Genomic DNA, 20,114 nt, shown 5'->3' with positions numbered 1-20,114 from the left:
AGAGGGCACGAGAGGGCGCAGAGAGAAAATGCAGAGTACGAAAGGGCTCTCACGCGGTCTTCATTCTTCTCTCTGCGCCCTCTGCGGTGAAACCTCTTTGGGACGACCTCATCAATGACTGACGACGTGCGGAGTGAGGTGATGGCGGTGTACGCCGCGGCGGACGCGGCCGTGAGCGCCGCCGCGCCGCGGTGCGCCGCGTCCGGGCGGTGCTGCCGGTTCACCGAGTACGGCCACACGCTCTTTATCAGCGCGTTCGAGGCCGAACTCCTGCTCGAACGCGCCCCACAGTACGAGCAGCCGGTGTCCCGCGACGGCTGCCCGTTCCAGATCGACGGACTCTGTACCGCTCGTGAAAACCGCCCGCTCGGGTGCCGTATCTACTTCTGCGACCCGACGTACGAACCGCGCATGAGCGAGATTACGGAGGAGTCGCTCGCCGCACTCAAGCGGATCGCGGACGCGCACGGCACCGGGTGGAACTACGCCCCCCTGCACCATTTCCTCAACGCGCGGCCGCGCCCGGACGGTGCGGATACCATGACACCGCCGGTGACACGGGTTCCCCTGAGCGTCGTCACACCCTCCGGGGGCTGACGCCGCTCGGCTCGCAGGAGGTCCGATGATACGCTCCCTTGCCGCGCTCGCCCTCACGTTCGCCCCGGCGCTCACGCTTTCCGCCGCCGACTGGCCGCAGTTCCTCGGGCCGAACCGCGACGGCAGCACCCCCGAGTCTGTGGCGCCATGGAGCGCCGCTCTCAAGCCGCTCTGGAAGCAACCGGTCGGCGAGGCGCACAGCTCCCCGGTGGTCGCGGACGGGCTCGTGTACGCCTTCTACCAGCCGAAAGGGAAGAACGCCGACGCGCTCGCCGCGTTCGACGCCAAGACCGGCGAACTGAAGTGGGAAAAGAGCTACGACCGGGCCGAGTTCAAGCCGCTGTTCGGCAACGGCCCGCGCGGCACCCCCGCGGTCAGCAACGGCAAGGTGTTCACCTACGGCGGCACCGGGATCGCCGCGTGCTGGGACGCCAAAACCGGCGCGCTCGAGTGGAAGGTGGACACCCTGAAGGAGTTCAACGCCAAGAACCTGTTCTTCGGCGTCTCGACCTCGCCGCTGGTGGTCAACGATCAGGTGATCCTGCTGGTGGGCGGTAAGGGCGCAGGCGTGGTCGCGCTCGAAGCCAAGACCGGCAAAGCGGCGTGGAAGGCCACCGACGAGGCCGCCAGCTACTCGTCCCCCGTGCGGGCCGGCAAACAGCTCGTGTTCCTCACCGGCGGGAACCTGCTCGGGCTGTCCGAAACGGGGGAGAAGCTGTGGGCCGTCCCCTTCGAGGGCAAGGTCGGCGACCTGATCGAGTCGTCCGCGACCCCGCTCGTGGTGGGCGACCTGGTCGTCGGCAGCACCGTGACCGGCGGCGCGATCGGACTGAAGGTCACCGAGAGCGGGGGCAAGTACGCCACCCAGCAGGAGTGGTTCAGCAAGCCACTCACGTGCTACTTCTCGACCCCCGTGGCGGTCGGCGACTACCTGTACATGGTGAACGGCACCGTGTCGTTCAGCAACCCGACGATCACGCTCCGGTGCGTCGAACTGAAGACCGGGAAGGTGGCGTGGGAGAAGAAGAACGTCGGCAAGTACCACGCGGCGATCGTGAAGTGCGGCCCCGCGGGCAAGGAAACGCTCCTGATGCTCGACGACGCCGGCGCGGTAACGCTGTTCGAGGCGAACCCGAAGGAGTTCAAGGAACTGGCCAAGAGCAAGGTGTGCGGGAACACCTGGGCGCACCCGGCGCTCGTGGGCGGGCGGCTCTACCTGCGCGACGAAAAGGAACTGCTCTGCTTCGAGTTGAAGTGAGCGCGGACGCGGCCGGCCGCCGAACCGTAACCGAGCGCCCTCAAGACGGAAGGTGATCCCGTGACCGGTGGACTGCTCCTCGCGGCGGGCTTAGTACTGGTCGGGCTGTTCACGGGCGCGCGGCAGCGGCAGACGTTGCGCGCGCTCGGCGCGGAGCCGTTCCTGCCGGACGTGGACCGGGCGTACCGCCGCGGGCTCGCCCGGCGCCGCACCGTCACGTCCGCGATCCTGGTCCTCATCGGCGCGCTGATCGCGTGGTACTACGTCTCCGGGATGGACGCGCGCATGGACGCCATCCCCGAGCGCGACCGGTCCGCGCTCCCGGACGGAGCCGACGACCCGCGACCGGCTGAGGACAAGCAGTTCGCCCGGCTCGTGGCGGTGTACTGGAGCGTGGTGATGGGGCTGGTGTTCGTCGCGGTGTGTCTGGCCGTGAAGGACTTCTGGGCCACGCGGACGTACTGGATGGCGCGGTACAAGGAGCTCCGGGCCGACCACGAGACGAAGCTGCAACGCGACCTGGCGGTCCACCGGCAGCAAAGATTGAACGCCCGCGTCCCGGGCCTGAAACCGCCCGCGGACGACACCGCGACCGACGAGCCCCCGGTGTGAGCCGAACCCGGTCCGAGTTCGCGAGACGTGAATGAGGAGCGGCGTAACGGGAGAGATGGCCCGCCTACCAATCAGAGCAGGCGGGGAAGCCAGCGAACCGTTACGGCAGCGGGATCGTCTTCAGGTCGGAGCCGTTCGCCGTCTTGACCAGCAGCAGGGCGTGGCCGTCGTCGAGCTTGTCGAGCTGTTCGACGCCGGTCAGCTCCTTGATGCTCTCGTACTTCACGCCGGCGGTGTCGGCCGCGGTTTTGGCGGTGATCGCTTCCGCCTTGCCGAACCCTTCGGTCGGGACCTTCATCACCCCGCGGGCACTGTTCGCCATCAGGAGGTAGTCCTTCCCGTCCTTCGTGTACACGATCATGTCCAGCGGGCGGTTCCGGTTGCCCAGCTCCGCGATCGTGGTGCCGTTCACCTTCGCCCCGGCCTTCAGGTCGGCGACGGGGATCTTCACCAGCGGGGTGCAGGTGTAGGCGGCCATGATGTTCTCTTCGGTGCCGATCTTGTACGGCACGAACGTGCGGATCGGGGCGTTGGTCTCGAGCCGCCCGTGGGCGCCGTGGAAGATCTTGATGCCGGCCCCCTTGTCGGCCTCCTTGAACGGGAACGGGATCACCCGCAGGGTGCTGGCGAACTCTTCGTTCGACAGGCCTGCCACGATCACCTTACCATCGACGAACGCCAGCGAGGTGATGGATTCGGTGCGCTGCTTGTCGTTGGCGTTCGGGAGGGCCACCTTCGCGAACGGCAGGTCCTTGAAGGCGATCGCGGTGACGGTCCCGTCGCGGGCCACTTTCGTCAGGGCCGGGGTGCCGGCGCGGGTGACCGCGACGTACACGGCGCCGGACGCCGGGTTCACCTTCACGTCGGTGATCTTCACGTCCTTCTCGGTCGCGCCCAGCGCTGCGGCCAGTTTGGCATCAACCTTCTCGACGTTGAGCGGCTTGTTGTCCCCGGCCGGCTTGCTGTCGCCGGTGTCGAACGCGAACACCGCGCCGCCGGTCGGGTCCCCGAGCAGCAGCAGTCCTTTTGGACCGAAGGCGAGGGCCGTGACGGACTTCACATCGGGGGTGCCCCTGGTCAGGCCGTCGTCGGCCCGGCCCGCGGCGGCGGACGCGACGAGCAGCGCGGCGGCCAGCAGCTTGGTGCGCATGGAACGTTCCTCACGGGAAAGGGAGGCGAACGGGTCTGGGGCGCGCGGCCCCGGACTGTGCATCATCCCGCTCTCGGGCACGGAAGCAAGCGAAAAGGGATGAGAGTTTTCCGCGCCCCGCGGTGCCCCCGGAGGCGGGCCGGCGTACCCTGGCAGGACGGGGCCGCGCCCGCGGCCCCGGTTCGGTTTCTGGTCCGGAGGGATGCTGATGCGTCTGACGACGATGCTCGCGGTGTGTGCGGCGCTCGCGGTGGTGCCGTTCGCGGCCGGCGAGGACAAGAAGCTCGAGCGCCCGGCGCTCGACTCGAAGGAGTGGAAGAAGACCAAGTCGGGGCTCGAGATCTGGGACGTCAAGGAGGGCAAGGGGGACGCGGTGAAGGCCGGCGCGACCGTGACGATCCACTACACCGGCTGGCTCACCGACGACAAAGCCACCGTGTTCGACAGCAGCGTCACCCGCGGCGAGAAGGTCACGTTCTCGCTGGACGACCTGATTAAGGGGTGGCAGGAGGGCATCCCGGGCATGAAGCCGGGCGGCGTCCGCCGGCTCAAGATCCCGGCGGAGCTGGGCTACGGGGTCCGCGCCCGCGGGAAGATCCCGGCGAACTCGGTGCTCGTGTTCGAGATCGAGCTGTTCGAGTCGAACTGACGCCGGCGGGCGCGCACCCGGCACTCGCCCGGTCGGCTCCGGTGCGGGCGACAACGACCCGCGGGGTGTGCGGCGGTTTTCACTCCCGGTCGCACGAGCGGGTTTATTCCGGTAACTCGATCGTGAACACGGTGCGGTCGCCCGCCCGGGTCCACGCGATGCGGCCGCCGTGCGCGTCGGCGGACTGCCTCGCGACCGCCAGCCCCAGGCCGATGCCCTGCTCCTTGCCGGTCACGAACGGGTCGAACAGCTTCTCCGCGATCGCCGCCGGCGGCCCCGGTCCCGTGTCGCTCACCTCGACGTGGGCCGCGCCCCGCGTGCGGGTCAGTCGCACGCGCACCTCGCCGCCGGGGCCGGCGGCCTCGACGGCGTTTCCGATAATGTTCCCGAACAGGTGCGCGAGCTGCGTCGGGTCGCCCGTCACGATCACCGGTTCGGCCGCCGGCTCCCACCCGATGGTCGTGCCCGCGTGCTGGCACTGCGGCTTTAACAGGCTCACGGCCTGGCCGATGAGTTCCCCGAGGTCGCACGCCTTCCGCTCGGCCGGGGGCGGCTTCCCGAGCGCGAGGAACTGGCGCAGGTTCGATTCGATCCGCGCCAGTTGCCGGAGGGCCACCCGGAGGGGCTCGGGGTCGGCGCCGGGGTTCTCCGCGAGGAACAGCTCCACCGCGAGCTTCGCGCCCGCCGCGGCGTTGCGGAGCTGGTGCGCGAGCCCGCCGGAGAACTGGCCCAGCACCTGGAGCCGCTCGGTACGCTGGAGCTCCTCCTGAAAGGCCGCGAGGCGCCGGGCCATCTCGTTGACGGCGGCGCCGAGGTCGCGCAGCTCGTCGTCGGGACCGGTCAAAGGCACCGGGCGGAAGTCGCCCGACGCGATGGGCCGGGTGCGGGCGCCGAGGGCGCGGACCCGGCGCACGAGGCGCGACCCGAACGCGAACGCGAGCACCACCGCCACCACCCCCGCGCCGCCCAGGAACACCAGCGGGCGGACGGCGTCGGCGACCGCGGAGCGGCGCAGCGATTCGGGGTAAAAAATGTAGAGGTCGCCGCGCCGGGGCGGGGTCTGCTCGCGCAGCGCGACCCGCAGGCACCGGTACTCCTCGCCCGCGACCACCACCGACGGCCCGAGCCGCGGGTCGGCGGCGTCGGCCGTGTGGGCCGCCCGCGGGACGCTCGTCGGGGGCGGGTGCGGCTCGCCGAACGTGGAAACCGTTTCGCGCGGCAGCTCGCCGGCCGGGACGAAGGTGAAGTGCGCCCCGGAGAACCCGCGCATCTGCTCCAGCACGGGCCGGGTGAGCGGGAACGTGCTGCGGGGCTCGTCGAGCGTGCGGACGATGGCCCACTGCTGCTGTGCGAGCTGCCGCTCGGCGTGCCGGGCCGCGTGCGCCGCCGCCCACGCGGTCGCCGCCGCGTCCCCGACGAGGAGCAGGGCCAGCGGGAGCAGCAATCGGTAGCGGAGCGAAAGGCGCATCGGGGGCACGGGGTCGGTTTCGGGCGCCCGCTCCGGCCGGTTCCCCGGCCGAACGCACCGCGCGGGCGCCCGTGCGGTGCGTAGAATGGACCACTCCGCGCCACATTGGCACGCTTCGGGGCTTTCGCGCCCCGCGATGTTGTTTTATGCTGGTAGAGTTCCGGGGCGCTGGCCCCGGCCCGACTGAGTAAGGAACGCACGGCGGATGGACGGCATCTTTCACGAACTGTCCCGCAGAACCGATCCGGCCAAGCTGCTCGGCTACCTGAACTTCTCCGACGGGCGACCGGATCCGCGGTTCCAGAAGGGGTTCGCCGACGCCGGGGTCCGCCTCTTCGAGGGCGGGGACGCGGCGCCGTGGCGCACGCTCGCGGCCTGGCTCGCGCACGAGCTCGCCGCCCTGGTGGCCGGCGGGTCCGCCGCGTTCCGCGACCCCGCCCAGGCGCGCGCCGTGCTCGACGCCGCGCTCGTGCGGCTGCCCGCGGCGTACCGCGCGCACCACGCCGACCAGCTCGCCCACCAGCCGGACGCGGCCCTGTTCGGGCCGTTCTTCCTCGCCCGCTGCTGCGAGGCGGTGCTCCGGCAGGGCGGGCCGTGGGACGAGCCGGACCGGGTCGTCGCCGGCGCGCTCACCGCCCTCAACGACTACGTCGGGTACCGCCCGATCGCGATCCTCGAGACGCGGCCGAACACCGAGTACTACCCCCACGAGAAGGTGCGCCCGGTGCCGCTGGCGCTGGCCGGCGCCGGCGTCGCCCCGGGCGCCTACGCCGACATCGTCCGGCCCGCGCTCAAGCTGCTGGAGGAGACCGACCCGGTGCTGCTCGAGGAGGCCAGCTTCGACCCGAAGCGGCTGGACGAGCTGGCGTTCGACCCGCGGGCGCACGACCACTTCCACCCGGTGAACAAGCGGCCCAACGTGCTGTTCGGCGAGTGGGACCCGCACACCATCGACGGGGCCGGGTACTTCCGCCGGTTCGTGCTGCGGCAGATGACCCTGGACACGCTGCTCACCTGGGTCACGCCCGGCGTGCCCCAGGTGAGCAGCGCCGACAAGGGCGAGCGCCTGTTCGAGGCCGCGGCGGTGCTCGCCGGCACCATCCTGATGGGGGCGGGGGTGAGCGGGGCGGGGCCGAACTTCCACGACTCCGCCGTCACCCTCTCCAAGCTCGTCCCCCGCATCGCGCGGTACCGGGACGCGTTCTACCAGCGGCTCCTGAAACAGCTCCCGGGGGCGCACGGCGAGCGGCTGCGGGCCGAGGCCGAGCGGCGCAAGCAGCCGTTCGCCGGCGTGCGGCAGTTCCTGAACCAGGCGATCTCGACGCAGCGGGCCGCGCACCTCCAGGACCGCCGGCTGGCGCAGTTCTACGCCGCGATGGGGTACCCGGCGGCGGCCCGCGAGCAGGCGCGCAAGATCGACGCCCCGGCCGTGCGGTTCGGCACCGAGATCCGCGTGCGGCAGACGGAGGCGGGGTTCGCGGCCGACCGCAACCGCCCCGCCGACGCGGCGCCGCTGCTCGCGGAGGTCGAGGACCTGCTGAAGCGCGGGATCGGCTGCGGCGCGCTGATCGACCCGTGGAACGTCCTCGGCTACCAGGGGCTGTTCCCGATCTTCCCCGGGCGCGAGGACACGGTCCGCGACCCCCGCGCGGAGGAGCTGATCAACATCGCCGGCCGGCAGCTCGACCTGTACGCCCGGGCGAGCGCGGCGGCGGCCCTGGCCGACGACGGCGCCGCCCGCGAGCGGCTCGTGGCCCGCACCCGGGCCTTCGCCGCGTGGTGGGACCGGTTCGCCACCGCGACCGTGAGCGACCTGCCCCGGATCGTGGGCGGCGAGCGGGCGGACGCGGCGGAGCACGTGGCGTCCGCGCTGGCCGAGTGGTCGCGGCGCAAGCCGAGCTCCAACGACGTCGGGTTCTGGCGGCAGCACCGCGACGGGTTCACCAGCCCGGCGGCGTTCGCCCAGGTGCTCGAGCCGCTGCTCGAGCGGCGCGAGTGGCGGGCCGCGCTGGGGCTGCTCATGACCTGGCTGTCGGAGAGCGACACGGTCCCGCTGGACGAGCCCGGGGCGTCGTTCGAGGCGCTCGCCGAGCGGTGGGTCCGCGGGGTGCTCGCGGCGGCGCCGGCCGCCGACCGCGGGCCGCTCCTCAAGCGGTTCTTCGAGCTGCTGGACGCGAACGCCCGCGAGGACTGGGGCGCCCCCCACGAGTGGCTCGAGCCGCGCCCGGAGCGCGGGGGCGACGACGAGGACGAGGACGACCCGGTCGGCTCGGCCTACGAGGGGATGGTCTACAAGGACTCGACCGACGACGGCGTGGACGGGTCGGTGGCCGGGGACCCGCCGGAGCCGGCCGGCGAGTTCAGCCTGGAGGCGCAGGCGGACGCGATCGAGGCCCGGCTCGGGTTCCTGCACGCGGTCGCGAAGCTGTGGCGCCGGGCCGCCCGGCCCGACGTGTGGCCGCCCGCCGACCCGGCCCTGGGCGCCTGGCTCGCCGCGGCCCGGCGCGCCAACGACTCGCTCGCCCTGTTCCTCGACCGGCTCACCGAGGTCGCCGTCCCGGACCCGTCCGGCGGGCACGAGGGGATGATCGAGTTCGACCGCCGCCGCGCGATCAAGGGGCACCTGCTCGACCTGGGCGTGGCGGCGTGCGTGGACGTGCGCCGGGCGGCCCTGGCGCTGAGCGCGGCCCGCCCGACCGGACCCGAGCTGGCGAGCGGCGCGCACCCGCCCGCCGGCGCGCCGGAGCCGCCGCCCGCGTGGGAGGGGCTGCTGGTGCGCATCGAGCGCGCGATCGGGCGCGGGGACGCCGCCGGCGTGCGGGCGCTGCTCCCGGGGTTCGCGGCGCACTTCCGCCGCGAGCCGCTGCTCTACTGCCCGCCGTCCGACGGGGGCCGCCCGCGCGAGGTGCTCGCGGCCCAAACGGCGCTGAGCGTGCTCGAGGACCTGGTCACCCGGCTGCCGCGGCTGGGCCTGCTGCGCGAGACGTTCCAGCTCACGAAGGTGGCCCGCCAGATGGAGTGGAACAACCCGCCCGAGGGCCGGCGGGTCAGCAGCTTCGACCAACTGTTCCGCACCGCGCTGACGGGGGTGGTCGAGACGCTGCTCGCCACCGCCGCGACGTGGGACGCGGACGCGACCGGCGAGGAGGGGCCGCTCGCCGACGCGCTGTTCAAGATCGCCACCGAGTTCCAGAACCTGTGGCACCAGCACAGCCAGTCGCTGCGGCTCTCGGTGCTGGAGACGGTCGCGGACGACGACGACTGGGAGCCGGTGAAGGGGTTCGTGACCAAGTACGGCAGCGACCTGTTCACGGTGCCGTTCCTGGGGCTGTCGAACATGCGCGGGATCCTGGCCCGCGGCGTGCCGGCGTGGCTCGACCACGAGACCGAGAGCGGCGACGGCGGGGCGCGGCGCCCGAAGCTGGTGGCCGACTGGGACGCCGGCGCCCTGGACAAGGCCCGCACCGCCCGCAGCGCCGAGGTGGTGCTCCAGGCGCTCATCGAGCACTACGACGAGTACCGGGACTACAACACCACGACCACGCAGTCCGACTACGGCGAGAACATCCACATCCTGCTGGACATGCTGCGCCTGAAGGTGCGGTACGACCGGTTCGCGTGGCGGATGAAGCCGCTCGCGCTGGCCCACGAGGCCCTGTGCCAGCGGGGCTACGAGGCGCTGGCGGGGCGGTGGCGCACGTTCATCGCGGAGAAGACGGTCGAGCTCGCCGACGAGCTGCTCAAGGAGCTGAACGAGCGCGAGGCGCGGTACGGGGTGAAGCTCCGCACCGTCCGGGACCGGCTCGAGGAGCGGTTCACCCGCCCGCTGGAGATCGACCGCGCGGCGGCGCAGGTGGCGGCGGCGGCCGAGGCCGCGCGCGGCGGCCAGGTCGAGGGCAACCCGGCGTTCGTCGGGTTGCGCACCGCCATCGAGCCGCTCGAAGCGATCGTCAGCGGGGTCGGCCTGGACGTGCCGGTGTGGGTGCGGCGGCTCGAAGACGCGCTGCGCCAGACCCGCGACCGCACGGCGGAGCCCCCCCCCGGCCCGTCCCAAGAACTGACGTTCGAAGAGCTCGAAAAACAAATGGACGAGTGGGACAAGGGACTCGGGGAATAGCTGGCCCGGTCCCGGTCCTTGGTGTTCGCGCCGCCCCGGAAATCGGCCGCGGGTGCGCACGCGAGAAACGGCGTGCGCACCCGCGGACGGCGCCCTGACAACACCATAGCAGTTCTGGGCGCAACGGGCGAAGGTTCGTGCAACTCGAGCACGAGCGTGTCGGATGGCGCCGGCTCAAGAGTTGAGGCGTTACCAGTCGCCGAGCACTTCTCCCCCGGCCGGGGTCACCGCTCCCCAAAACACGGCTTCATCCACGCCCGAAGGGACCGTCCGGTAACTCCCGTCCGCGTTGAGGGCCGACAAGCCGCTGTCAAACAACGCCTGGGGAACTCGGAAGTCACACGAATCAAACGGCGGGCGCACCTGAAACGTCAGGCCCCGAATCGACGCAACGGACCGGCCCGGCGCGGCGGCCACCGGGGCCGCGTCGGTGTACATCGGCGCGTCCGCAAACGTCGCACGGTGGCGGAGCGGTCGGTCGCACGGGACCGGGTTCGGGTTACCTTGCTCCGCGCATTGGGTCCCGAGGATGCTCCAGGTGAAGCCCGAGAGCCCACAGCGCGCGTAGTGGTGGCTGAACAGGAGGGTTCCCGATAGGCCGTCCGGGAACCCGTTCTGGAGTTCGGCGCCGCGCCGCAGGGCTTGCGCGTTGGCCGCATAACTCGTGTCCCCGAGGTCGCCGGAGGCCGCGCGGTCCGGGGCAACGGTCGGGCCGAACGAGGGGTCGGCCGGCGCGCGGAAGAATTTCGGCTGGTACCATCGGCTGCTGGCAGATTCTGACGGCTGGCTGCCCGTGAGCAACTGGATCTCAAGATACGGGAGCAGCGTGTACAGCACGGAATCGCCTTTTGCCGGGGCGGCACCATCGACATCCGGCAGTTTGCCGTCGTGGGCCGCCGCGAACGAATGGATCGCGATCCCGAGCTGCCGCATGTTGTTCGCTTCTTGCATCCGTGCCGCCGCCGAACGCACATTCTGCACGGCCGGGAGGAGCAGGCCGATCAGCACCGCCAAGATTCCGACGACGACGAGCAACTCCAGCAGCGTGAACGCCGTTCGCGACAAACGCATGTGACCCTTTCCGGTTAAAGAAAGAACCCGTGTGCAGAACGTGGAGGGGGGGCCGGTTGGAGAGCGAGATGTACCCGGGAGGGAAGTAACGTACTCGCCGGTACGATCCGGTGTCAACAGCAGGCGGCGCCAACAGATTGACAAGTAGAAAAAATAGCAATCAATCAAATGCATTCGCTCACGATGAAGCAGTTACCAGCGCTTGTAACCCGGTGAGATGACGGAGGGCACCGGCTACTGATAGTGGCATTCCGGGCATTCTCCTAACCGAACGTGAACCGGCGGCGCCGCTTGGCCCTGGCAGGCTGGCCCCCCTTCGTTTAACATCTCCCCACGTCGCCCGCCCCCGCCTCACCGGCCGGTTCGCACCGGTCGCGTCTCACAGAAGGTGCCCCATGTTCCGCTCGTTCGCGCCCGCCGTCGTGCTGGGCCTCGCACTCCTGCCCGCCCGCGCCGCCGACCCCAAGCCCGTGGAGCCGTTCAACCAGAAAGACCTCAAGGGCTGGGCGCTCAAGGACGAGAAGAAGAGCAAATGGGAGGCGTACTGGTACGTGATGAACCCGGCCAAGCCGACCGAGCCGAAGAAACAGAGCGTGACCCCGACGGACCGCCCGTACCTCGTTAACACCGCCGCAGGCGGGACCGACATCTACACCGATGAGAAGTTCGGCGACATCCGCCTCGAAATCGAGTTCATGGTGCCGGAGGGGTCGAACTCCGGCGTCTACCTGATGGGCGAGTACGAGGTGCAGGTGATCGACAGCTACGGCAAGCCGGACGACAAACTCACCCAGAGCGATCTCGGCGCGCTGTACCGCGTCGCGGCCCCGAAGACGAACGCGAGCAAGAAGCCGGGCGAGTGGCAGAAGTTCGTCATCGACTTCCGGGCGCCCAGGTTCGAGGGCGGGAAGAAGGTCGCCAACGCCAAATTCGTCAAGGTGGTGCTCAACGACGTGGTGCTGCACGAGAACGTTGAGATGAAGCAGCAGACGCCCGGCGGGCTGACCGGCAAGGAGGCGCCTACCGGGCCGCTAAAGTTCCAGGGCGACCACGGCCCGGTCGCGTTCCGCAACATCAAGATCACCCCGGTAATCGTCAAAAAATGACGCTCGGGCCGGGTAGAAAGGGGCCGGCGGCGGTCCGCCCGGAACCGATCGTGCCGGTTCCGGGCGGACCGCCGCCGGCCCCATTCTGCCCGGCCTTACTGCCCACGGCCCGCTGCCCATTATACACTGGCTGTAACGCATCCCACCGCCGCCTATCGAGACCGTCATGAGCACCGAAATCGAATACAAACCGGGCCTTGAGGATGTGCCCGCCGCGAAATCCGCGGTCAGCTTCTTGGACGGCAAAAAGGCGGTGCTGGAGTACCGCGGCATCCCGGTCGAGGTCCTCGCGAAAGAGAGCAGCTTTGAAGAGGTGTCGTGGCTGCTGGTCAAAGGCGACCTGCCCACCCAAAAGCAACTCGCCGAGTTCGACCACGACCTGCGCCAGCGCCGGGCCATCCACTTCCGCCTCAAAGACCTGATCAAGTGCATGCCCGCCGACGGGCACCCGATGGACGCCCTGCACGCGAGCGTCGCGGCGCTCGGGATGTTTTACCCGTGCCCGACCGTTAGCAACCCCGCCAAGAACTGGGACGCCACCTGCCGCCTGATCGCCGCGCTGCCCACCCTGGTGGCCGCGTTCGCGCGGGTCCGCCGTGGCGAGGAGATCCTCGACCCGCGCAGCGACCTGGACCACGCCGGCAACTTCTACTACATGCTGTTCGGCAAGGAGCCGTCGCCCGCCACCCGTAAAGTGCTCGACGCGTGCCTCATCCTGCACGCCGAGCACCAGATGAACGCCAGCACGTTCACGGCTCGCGTCACCGGCTCGACCCTCGCAACCCCCTACCACACGATCGCGTCCGCCATCGGCTCCCTGTCCGGCCCGCTGCACGGCGGCGCGAACGAGGAGGCGCTGCGCCAGTTCGAGGAGATCGGCGGCCCCGAGAAGGTGAAAGACTGGCTGGACGCCAAGCGGGCGGTCGACTCGAAGTACAAGGTGATGGGTATGGGTCACCGGGTATACAAGGTGAAGGACGCCCGCGCCACCGTGCTGCAAGAGATCGCCGAGCACATGTTCGCCGAGACCGTCCGGCCCAAGACCTACGAAACGGCCCTCGAGTTAGAGCGGCTCTGCGCCGGGATCTACGGGCCGAAGGGCATCTACCCGAACGTGGACTTCTACTCGGGCGTGGTGTACCAGTCGCTCGGCATCCCGACCGACGTGTTCACCCCGATCTTCGCCATCGCCCGCGTGAGCGGGTGGCTCGCCCACTGGACGGAGCAGCTCGTCGGCAACCGCATCTTCCGCCCGGAGCAGATCAGCATCGGCAAGACGGACGTGAAGTACGTGCCGCTGGAACAGCGGGCGTAGCGGAGCACGCCCCGGGCGCCCCAAGGGAACATGACTGACTCCCCTGGTTTCCCATTCGCTCCGCAGTTCTGGCCTGAAGTGAGCGGGCCACACCCCAGGCCAGAACAGCGGAGCGAACGGGAACCGACGGTACGCATCGTGCCGTCTGCCGGAACCGCCTGCGGAATACGTTAACGGCTCCGGCGGAGCGCCCGTTGGGTCGGGTTCCGCCGGAGCCGGTGAGTGATCGCGAGGGCACCGCGACCCGCACCCAGCACGGGCCGCGGTCGCTGCTGGCTCTGAAACAGCGTCCCGGGGAGTGAGGCCGGGAGCACACCCGGATTATCGAGCCGCACGGACGCGATTTGCGGCGCGGGCGCCTCCCGCCTGTCACGCAAATCGTGTCCGGCCGCGTCGATTATACCGGTGCCCCGGTTGGCTCTCCGGGCGCTACACGGAGGAGGTAGCGACAACTGCCCGCGAAGGCGGGCGGCTGGGTCCTCAGTGTGAAACGGTGTGTGACGCGACGGCCCTGGGAGTGATCCCGGGGCCGTCTTTGTTGCGCGCCGGCCCGAGGGCGGGCGGTGGCGTTACTCCCTTCCGAGCACCAGGTCTACCACCCAGCACCCGCGCACGTGCGGCCCATCTCCCTGGCAGTGCTCGAGCACCTCCGCACGATCGCACCCGGCGTCCTGAAGCGCGTCCGCGAGGATCGGCATGGCGCTGAAGTCCCGGGACTCGTACATGCCGGAGGCGAGGGCCACAGCGGTAGAGGTGCGCCAGGAGAGGGAGAAGGTGACGGGGCGGAACGGGTTCCCGAAGATGTCGCGGAGGAGGTTCGCTTGCGTCCGCCATTCGGCCGGAACATTCGTGGTCGCCATTGCGGCCCATTGATTCGCTCGCTTCCAGCCGCGGCGCGAAGCCTCGCCGCCGTCGACTGCACAGGCGACGGCGGCTCCTGAATCGCTGCGGTCGCTGTAGTCCCACAACGTAATCTTCGGCGGGCTCGGGTTGATCGCTAAAAGCTCCTCTACGTTCGCATGCCCGTCCGCGAACCGCTCGGCAACGGCAATCGCCTGCGACCCAAAAGCCGTCAGCGTTGAAGCGATGCGGTGGCAGCACGCGCACGCAAAGAGAATTCCCTTGCGTTGGCCCGGCGACGTGAGAGCGTTGAGCATCGCATCAGGGTTTTCGCTCACCAGCCATTCCGCTTCCGTCATGCTGCACCTCCGCTGCCCCGCATGACCGAATCCGGTGGCTTCCAGTTCCAGCTTCCAAGTTCTTAAGTTGGGAACCAGCTCGGCAAAAGCCCCAGGCCGTTCGTGTGCCTTCCGCTTCACGTGGAACTTGGAACTTGAAACGACCGGATTTGGTGTCAGAGCGTGTCCGGTCGGACCGTGAGAACGGGGCAGTGGGCGTGGCGCACCACCTGCTCCGCGACGCTCCCCAGGAACACGCGAGCCAGCCCGCCGCGCCCGTGCGTGCCGACGCACACCAGATCGGCTCCGAGGTCTTTGGCGGCGGCGGGGATTTCCTGTTCGGGCGCCCCGACGCGCACCTCCCGGCGCGGGTTGCGGGGCTGGAGCCCGAGCGCCGTCACGAGGTTCGCCAGCCCGACTTTTCCAGCATCGGTCAGGGCTTCGAGGTCGGTGATGGGCACCGGGGCGGGCATGACCGCGTCCGGCAGAGCCAGCACCGTGTCCGGGACCACGTGCAGGAGCACCAGCTCCGCGCCGAACTTGTCGGCCAATTCGGCGGCGTACCGAACGGCCTTCGTGGCGCAATCGCTGAAGTCGGTGGGAACGAGGACGCGGCGGATGGAGATCATGGGTGCGGCTCCCGAGGTAGGGGCGGTACCGGCATTTTAGCCAACAGAGGACAATCTCGTCCGGCGCCAGTCTCGGTGCCATCGGCCGAGTATGCCAGGTGGGGCGCGTTCGTCCGGTTCCGATACGCTTCGCGCTTCTGAATGGTCCCGGGGCCAACGCGCAGGCACCGAGAGAACCGGGACCACCGCCGACTGTCGCGCGGGGCTTCCACCGTCCGCGCGGAGCTGTAACGGGGGTTACAGCGCGGCGCGTGGCGTCAACACACCCCGCGCGGAACTGTAACAGGGGTGACAGCGCGGCGCCGGTGGCGGTTTGCGGGTGCAAACGGGCACGCTACGGTCGCAATGCTGCGAGGGTCGGTATCGTGCGGCACGGTGACGGGGCGCGGACGGGACATTCGCTGGCGCCCGAATGGCAATTCGCTACCGGTTCGCTGGGCGGTTGCTACCCCGAATCCGAGCATCAAAAACCGAACGAGTGGCTTCCGGGCAAGCGGAATTCGGTTCCAACTGTACTCCCGCGACGCGTTAATGTGCTCCCAGGGAACGAGGTCATGAACAGCGTTTTAAGTGGTGTAGTAGCAGCTGGTGGTCGGAAATGGCACCGGTATGTGTCAGAACGCGCCGGAAGCTGGGCGGTGGTTAAACGCTCCGCACGCGGCGAACCGCCATGCCCCCGGGCGAGCGGGCGGACTTCAACAAGAGCGTGCCGTTCGTTGCTGTGTCGCTCAGCAGCACCCAAGTCGGCTCGCTTCATTTGTTCGCGTGGGGAAACTTCGGACTGCGGTGGGTTGAGGGGAGCAAGTGGACCGACCGCTCCCGTGAAGCTCTGCGCAGCGTGTGGGCGGAGTCGGTACGAACGATTGAGGCGTTTAAGTCGCCGTGCGGCGCATCTCGAGGCCCCGCGCCGTCGGCAATTTAATGTTCCACGCGAGCCCGAACGCGGCGAGCAGGCGGATGACGTAATAGCTCACGTCGAGTTGCCACCACTTCAACCCGTGCCGGGCCGATGTGGGGAACGCGTGGTGGTTGTTGTGCCACCCCTCGCCCATCGTCAAAACCCCGACCACCGGATTGTTCCGGCTCTCGTCCCCGCTGTGATATGGTCGCGTGCCCCACAAGTGACACACCGAGTTCACGCTCCACGTCGCATGGTGCCCGAGGAACAGCCGCGCAAGCCCGCCCCACAGGAAACCGGTCAGCGCCCCGTGCCAGCCGCCCAGCGCGTACCCGATTCCGGCAGGGATCAGCACCCCGAGGGCGGCCCACACCGGGAACAACGCGCTCACCGTGCGAATCAGCGGGCTCTTGAGCAAGTCCGGGGCGTACCGCTCCAGGTCGGTCGTCTCGGCCGGTAACGCCCACCCGATGTGCGCATGCCAGAACGCCCGGAACCGGCCCCAGAACCCGCGCCGGCCTGGGGCGTGTGGCGAGTGAGGGTCGCCGTCGTGGTCCGAGTGCTGGTGGTGGATGCGGTGCAACCCCACCCACGCCAACAGAGGCCCCTGGAGTGCCATCGACCCGAGCGCCCCGAGGATGAACTGAACCGGCTTGACGGTCTCGAACGAGCGGTGCGTGAACAGTCGATGGAATCCAACGGTCGTGCCGAGCATGACCGCCACGTACATCCCCAGGAACAGACCCACGTCCGCCCACCCGAGCAGCCCGTTCCGCCACGCCAGAGCCGCCGCTGCGGCCACCCCGGCGAGGGGCACGAACACGCCCGTCAGCACCGCGGTCCACGACATCGTCGTCGCCCAGCGCGTGGCCGGCGGTCCGTGCCGATCCGGTCGTTCGCTTGTACTGGGGTCGATCGGATGCGTTGTCACCACGGCTACAGGATTAGCCACTTACGGTATCTCCGGAGGGAAAAGCTGTGTTGAAACCAAAGCAATTACAGTGCCACCAGTGCATTGGCCCAGCAAGATGTGCCCGATGATTCGGGGGGCCTGACTCACGATGAGCACCAAATACAGCGAAAGGACAGCGGTGAAGAAGGACCAAACAGAAGTGAACGCGTATCAGTACACCAGTTAGTTAACCGTAGCCGACAGCAGGCATCCGGCGCCGAGAATCCGGACCCTCCTGTCCCGGGACAGTAGCGGCAGAACACTCACCGCAGCGAGGTACAGCGTATGCCCGGGTGCCCTCACCCCCCAGGCCGGTCGGTGCCGCGGAGATATCATACCGCACGGACTGGTGGACGACGACCCGTAACCCTCATTCGCGCGAGCCACAACCGGCAGGTATACCGTAAGCGCGAACCCGAATCCGACCAGCGCGAAGGCGCAGAACAGCTTCTGCTTCGCACACCGTTTTTCAATCGCGGCCACCGCCACGGGCCAACAACTGGGCCACAGTGCCGCAGCAAAGAACCAGAACCCGAGCGACGCGGTTTCAACGAGAACCGGCGACGCCCGATCCACACGACGGTCTCGACGAGTTGCTGGACGCCGAACAGGACGGGCACGACCGCAAGCAGGATGTGCGCCCGCACAAGAGGCAGCTCGGCGGCAAGCGCGTACTGAGCGAGAAGGCGGTCGCGGAAATGGCGAAGGTGCAGACTGGCTTCGTGGGCGGGATGGGGTTCGGGTGTGCGGTGGTGCGCCACACCCAAGGGCGTGGTGCGGATGCTGTCCGTGGGCACGTTCAGGCACGGCGGCGCGTTCGGAGCGCAGGGCCGGATCGACTCGACTAAGAACCTATTCTTGGTGCTGCAGATCCAGCGCACCCGGCGGCCCAACGCCGACGCCTCGCCGGTGCGCGAGCGGCTCCAGGAGTGTGCGACCGACGCACTGCTATGGTGGCGCCCCGTTCTCGCCGCGCCGGCTTCTTGTGACCGCCCGGCGCGGTTGGTATCCTGACGGGTGACCGACACGCGACCGCAATTGATTGAGGGCCGGCACAATGGCCGAGCAGAAGCTCATTCTGGTAGTGGACGACGACCGCGAGCTGGTGGACGCGATGCGCGCCGTCCTCGAGCGGCAGGGCTACCGGGTGATCCAGGCGCACGACGGGCACCAGGGCAAGCAGGCGATCTACAACCAGCGCCCGGACCTCGTGATCCTCGACATGATGATGCCCCGGATGGGCGGCTACCCGGTGCTCGAGCACTTCAAGGACAAGGGCGACGCCCCGCCCATCATCATGGTCACCGCCAACGAGGGGAGCCGGCACAAGGTGTACGCCGAGTACCTGGGCGTGGTCGACTACATCCGCAAGCCGTTCGCTATGGAGCGCCTGCTCGACACCGTGAACCGCACGCTCGCCCCGAAGCCGGCGGACGAGAAGCCGGCGGAGTGACCGGTCCGCCGCGCCCCGTCAGTACGGCGTGGCCGGCAGCGCGTGCCCCGGGATCGCGGTGTCAGCTGACGAGCGGTGGAACGCGCCGTGCCGGTTCATAACGTCACGCGCCAGCGCGGCGTTCGCCGTGCGAACGGTCACAACCACCCGGCCCGCCTCCAGTTCGGTCGCGTAATGACGGGCGTCTTCTTCCGAAACGCCCAGCCCCACGAGCGCGCCGACAAGTGTTCCGAGCCCCGCACCGGCGCTGGCTCCAGCGATCACCGCAACAACCATCCCGCCCGCGACCACCGGCCCCAGCGGCGACACCAGCCCGACGGCGAGGGCCGCGCCGAGTCCCAATCCGGCTACCCCGCCCACTGCCGCGCCGATCCCGGCGTTCTCCTCCCAAGAGTTCGGGTCATCCGGCCCGAACACGCCGAGCTGGTCGTCCCGGTAGCCCGCCGCGCGCAGCGCTTTAACCGCCCCGCGAGCATCGGCGTAGCCGGGGAACACCCCGACCACGGTGACCGCGTCCTGTCCGTCGGTGTTGCTCTTCTTCATGTCGCCCTCCCGGTTTCCCGCGCCAGCCGTGGGTTCGACTGCGCAGGTACCGAACGGACACGCAATCGGAGAGCCAATCACGGTGCCGAAACAAACCTTTTGAAGTAATCGACGCAATCCCTTTTTTGAAAGCGTGTACGCTTACGCGAATAGAGCGAAAATCACGCCCCGCGTTCGCTGCGCCAGCGGGAACACAGGTCGTTGGCGGCCTCGGGCCAGTTCGGGAACCGGAACGCGAACCCGGCCTCCGACAGCCGCTCGGGTACCACGCGGCGGCTCTTCAGAAGCAGTTCCGATTCCGTGCGCATCAGCCACGCCCCGACCTCGATCATCCACCGCATCGCGGGCAAGCCGAACCGCACGCCCCAGGCCTCCCGCAGCCCTCTCATGAAGTCCGCGTTCGGGAGCGGGTGTGGGGCCGCGATGTTGACCGCACCGGTGATGTCCTCCCGCCGGATGAGGAACTCGGCGGCCGCAACGAAATCGTGGTCGTGAATCCAAGACACGAACTGCCGGCCGTCGCCGGCCCGGCCGCCCAGGCGGCGCCGCACCAGCCCCAGCAGCACGTCGAACACCCCGTCCCGGTCCGGGCTGAGCGTGATCGCGGCGCGCATCGCTACCTTCCGGGTGCGCGGCACGTCCGCAGCTTCCAGTGCCTGCTCCCACCGGTTCGCGACATCGAAGCTGAACTTCCAGGTGTCGGGGGCGTCCGGTTCGGTGCCAAGCGTTCCGGTGCGCTCGTCGTTGGGGGCGTCGTACCGGTGGGCGTAGATGGTCGCGGTGCTGGCCTGGAGCCACACCCGCGGCGGACGGGCGCACCGCGCGACCGCGTCCGCGAGCAACTGCACCGACCGCACACGCGATTCGACAATATCCCGCCGGTTCGCCGCCGTGTACCGGCAGTTCACGCTCCGCCCGACGAGGTTGATGACGGCGTCCGCGCCGTCGAGTTCCGCGCCCCACACGCCGGGCGAGCGCGCGTCCCACGCGAGCACCTTCCACGGGGCCGGCCGGGGCGCGCGGCTCAGCACGACAACCTCGTGGCCGTTCGCGTGGAAGTGACGCGCGAGGACGGTGCCGACCTGTCCCGATCCGCCGGGGATAACGACTTTCATGTG

The 20,114-nt window shown here is 69.3% G+C and carries 17 protein-coding genes; 9 read left to right on the top strand and 8 right to left on the bottom strand.

Translation table 11 applies throughout. From position 1 onward, the window contains the following. Window positions 1–114: 114 nt before the first annotated feature. From R5W23_RS17030 to R5W23_RS17020, 3 genes are read left to right on the top strand one after another with little or no spacing between them, the layout of a single operon-like run. Window positions 115–597, top strand: coding sequence for a hypothetical protein (locus R5W23_RS17030; protein WP_261187269.1), 483 nt, complete (start codon window positions 115–117; stop codon window positions 595–597). A 25-nt stretch (window positions 598–622) separates the two neighbouring features. Further along, window positions 623–1,855, top strand: coding sequence for a PQQ-binding-like beta-propeller repeat protein (locus R5W23_RS17025; protein WP_320687336.1), 1,233 nt, complete (start codon window positions 623–625; stop codon window positions 1,853–1,855). A 60-nt stretch (window positions 1,856–1,915) separates the two neighbouring features. Then, entirely contained in the window at window positions 1,916–2,467 is a 552-nt protein-coding gene (locus tag R5W23_RS17020) for a hypothetical protein (RefSeq protein ID WP_320687335.1), read from the top strand. A 100-nt stretch (window positions 2,468–2,567) separates the two neighbouring features. Here R5W23_RS17020 and R5W23_RS17015 read toward each other — a convergent pair whose 3' ends face one another. Further along, window positions 2,568–3,617, bottom strand: a complete 1,050-nt coding sequence (locus R5W23_RS17015; protein WP_320687334.1) for a hypothetical protein — start codon at window positions 3,615–3,617, stop codon at window positions 2,568–2,570. Between the two features lie 340 nt (window positions 3,618–3,957). On the opposite strand from R5W23_RS17015, the gene R5W23_RS17010 reads away from it, so the two are divergent. Then, entirely contained in the window at window positions 3,958–4,266 is a 309-nt protein-coding gene (locus R5W23_RS17010) for an FKBP-type peptidyl-prolyl cis-trans isomerase (RefSeq protein ID WP_407936139.1), read from the top strand. Window positions 4,267–4,369: 103 nt separating this feature from the next. Here the strand turns inward: R5W23_RS17010 and R5W23_RS17005 are convergent, their stop codons facing one another. After that, on the bottom strand, window positions 4,370–5,734 hold the full coding sequence (locus tag R5W23_RS17005) for a sensor histidine kinase (protein WP_320687332.1): 1,365 nt from the start codon (window positions 5,732–5,734) through the stop codon (window positions 4,370–4,372). 205 nt (window positions 5,735–5,939) lie between these two features. On the opposite strand from R5W23_RS17005, the gene R5W23_RS17000 reads away from it, so the two are divergent. Beyond that, on the top strand, window positions 5,940–9,851 hold the full coding sequence (locus R5W23_RS17000; protein ID WP_320687331.1) for a hypothetical protein: 3,912 nt from the start codon (window positions 5,940–5,942) through the stop codon (window positions 9,849–9,851). 189 nt (window positions 9,852–10,040) lie between these two features. Here R5W23_RS17000 and R5W23_RS16995 read toward each other — a convergent pair whose 3' ends face one another. Next, entirely contained in the window at window positions 10,041–10,922 is an 882-nt protein-coding gene (locus R5W23_RS16995; RefSeq protein ID WP_320687330.1) for a DUF1559 family PulG-like putative transporter, read from the bottom strand. Between the two features lie 395 nt (window positions 10,923–11,317). Between R5W23_RS16995 and R5W23_RS16990 the strand changes: the two genes are divergently transcribed. After that, window positions 11,318–12,028, top strand: coding sequence for a 3-keto-disaccharide hydrolase (locus R5W23_RS16990; RefSeq protein WP_320687329.1), 711 nt, complete (start codon window positions 11,318–11,320; stop codon window positions 12,026–12,028). Between the two features lie 166 nt (window positions 12,029–12,194). Further along, window positions 12,195–13,343, top strand: coding sequence for a citrate synthase (locus R5W23_RS16985; protein ID WP_261185265.1), 1,149 nt, complete (start codon window positions 12,195–12,197; stop codon window positions 13,341–13,343). Between the two features lie 569 nt (window positions 13,344–13,912). Here the strand turns inward: R5W23_RS16985 and R5W23_RS16980 are convergent. The 3 genes from R5W23_RS16980 to R5W23_RS16970 all read right to left on the bottom strand — a co-directional run bounded on the left by R5W23_RS16980 (window position 13,913) and on the right by R5W23_RS16970 (window position 16,898). Then, window positions 13,913–14,542, bottom strand: coding sequence for a hypothetical protein (locus R5W23_RS16980; RefSeq protein WP_320687328.1), 630 nt, complete (start codon window positions 14,540–14,542; stop codon window positions 13,913–13,915). Between the two features lie 155 nt (window positions 14,543–14,697). Then, entirely contained in the window at window positions 14,698–15,150 is a 453-nt protein-coding gene (locus tag R5W23_RS16975) for a universal stress protein (protein ID WP_261185263.1), read from the bottom strand. 872 nt (window positions 15,151–16,022) lie between these two features. Beyond that, window positions 16,023–16,898 carry an acyl-CoA desaturase gene (locus R5W23_RS16970; RefSeq protein ID WP_320687327.1) on the bottom strand — a complete coding sequence of 292 codons (876 nt, stop codon included), beginning with the start codon at window positions 16,896–16,898 and terminating at the stop codon, window positions 16,023–16,025. 846 nt (window positions 16,899–17,744) lie between these two features. Here R5W23_RS16970 and R5W23_RS16965 point away from each other — a divergent pair. Together R5W23_RS16965 and R5W23_RS16960 are read left to right on the top strand one after the other, a co-directional pair. Further along, entirely contained in the window at window positions 17,745–18,014 is a 270-nt protein-coding gene (locus R5W23_RS16965; protein WP_320687326.1) for a hypothetical protein, read from the top strand. Between the two features lie 43 nt (window positions 18,015–18,057). After that, complete coding sequence (locus R5W23_RS16960) at window positions 18,058–18,453, top strand: response regulator transcription factor (protein WP_261185260.1); 396 nt, start codon at window positions 18,058–18,060, stop codon at window positions 18,451–18,453. A gap of 18 nt (window positions 18,454–18,471) precedes the next feature. Here R5W23_RS16960 and R5W23_RS16955 read toward each other — a convergent pair whose 3' ends face one another. Beyond that, on the bottom strand, window positions 18,472–18,996 hold the full coding sequence (locus R5W23_RS16955) for a hypothetical protein (RefSeq protein ID WP_320687325.1): 525 nt from the start codon (window positions 18,994–18,996) through the stop codon (window positions 18,472–18,474). Window positions 18,997–19,157: 161 nt separating this feature from the next. Further along, window positions 19,158–20,111: a TIGR01777 family oxidoreductase gene (locus tag R5W23_RS16950; RefSeq protein ID WP_320687324.1), complete on the bottom strand. Its 954-nt coding sequence runs from the start codon at window positions 20,109–20,111 to the stop codon at window positions 19,158–19,160. Between the last annotated feature and the right edge of the window lie 3 nt (window positions 20,112–20,114).

It is taken from the genome of Gemmata algarum, from assembly GCF_034097035.1.
Classification (GTDB): Bacteria; Planctomycetota; Planctomycetia; order Gemmatales; family Gemmataceae; genus Gemmata; species Gemmata algarum.
Note: the sequence above shows the minus strand (reverse complement) of the source record. Positions and strands in the feature narration are given on the sequence as shown.

What these genes read in the sequence shown, in the direction of transcription:
- R5W23_RS17030 (WP_261187269.1), top strand. Translation starts at nt 115, where the DNA reads ATGACTGACGACGTGCGGAGTGAGGTGATGGCGGTGTACGCCGCGGCG.
- R5W23_RS17025 (WP_320687336.1), top strand. Translation starts at nt 623, where the DNA reads ATGATACGCTCCCTTGCCGCGCTCGCCCTCACGTTCGCCCCGGCGCTC.
- R5W23_RS17015 (WP_320687334.1), bottom strand. Translation starts at nt 3,617, where the DNA reads ATGCGCACCAAGCTGCTGGCCGCCGCGCTGCTCGTCGCGTCCGCCGCC.
- R5W23_RS17005 (WP_320687332.1), bottom strand. Translation starts at nt 5,734, where the DNA reads ATGCGCCTTTCGCTCCGCTACCGATTGCTGCTCCCGCTGGCCCTGCTC.
- R5W23_RS17000 (WP_320687331.1), top strand. Translation starts at nt 5,940, where the DNA reads ATGGACGGCATCTTTCACGAACTGTCCCGCAGAACCGATCCGGCCAAG.
- R5W23_RS16995 (WP_320687330.1), bottom strand. Translation starts at nt 10,922, where the DNA reads ATGCGTTTGTCGCGAACGGCGTTCACGCTGCTGGAGTTGCTCGTCGTC.
- R5W23_RS16990 (WP_320687329.1), top strand. Translation starts at nt 11,318, where the DNA reads ATGTTCCGCTCGTTCGCGCCCGCCGTCGTGCTGGGCCTCGCACTCCTG.
- R5W23_RS16985 (WP_261185265.1), top strand. Translation starts at nt 12,195, where the DNA reads ATGAGCACCGAAATCGAATACAAACCGGGCCTTGAGGATGTGCCCGCC.
- R5W23_RS16980 (WP_320687328.1), bottom strand. Translation starts at nt 14,542, where the DNA reads ATGACGGAAGCGGAATGGCTGGTGAGCGAAAACCCTGATGCGATGCTC.
- R5W23_RS16975 (WP_261185263.1), bottom strand. Translation starts at nt 15,150, where the DNA reads ATGATCTCCATCCGCCGCGTCCTCGTTCCCACCGACTTCAGCGATTGC.
- R5W23_RS16970 (WP_320687327.1), bottom strand. Translation starts at nt 16,898, where the DNA reads ATGTCGTGGACCGCGGTGCTGACGGGCGTGTTCGTGCCCCTCGCCGGG.
- R5W23_RS16960 (WP_261185260.1), top strand. Translation starts at nt 18,058, where the DNA reads ATGGCCGAGCAGAAGCTCATTCTGGTAGTGGACGACGACCGCGAGCTG.
- R5W23_RS16955 (WP_320687325.1), bottom strand. Translation starts at nt 18,996, where the DNA reads ATGAAGAAGAGCAACACCGACGGACAGGACGCGGTCACCGTGGTCGGG.
- R5W23_RS16950 (WP_320687324.1), bottom strand. Translation starts at nt 20,111, where the DNA reads ATGAAAGTCGTTATCCCCGGCGGATCGGGACAGGTCGGCACCGTCCTC.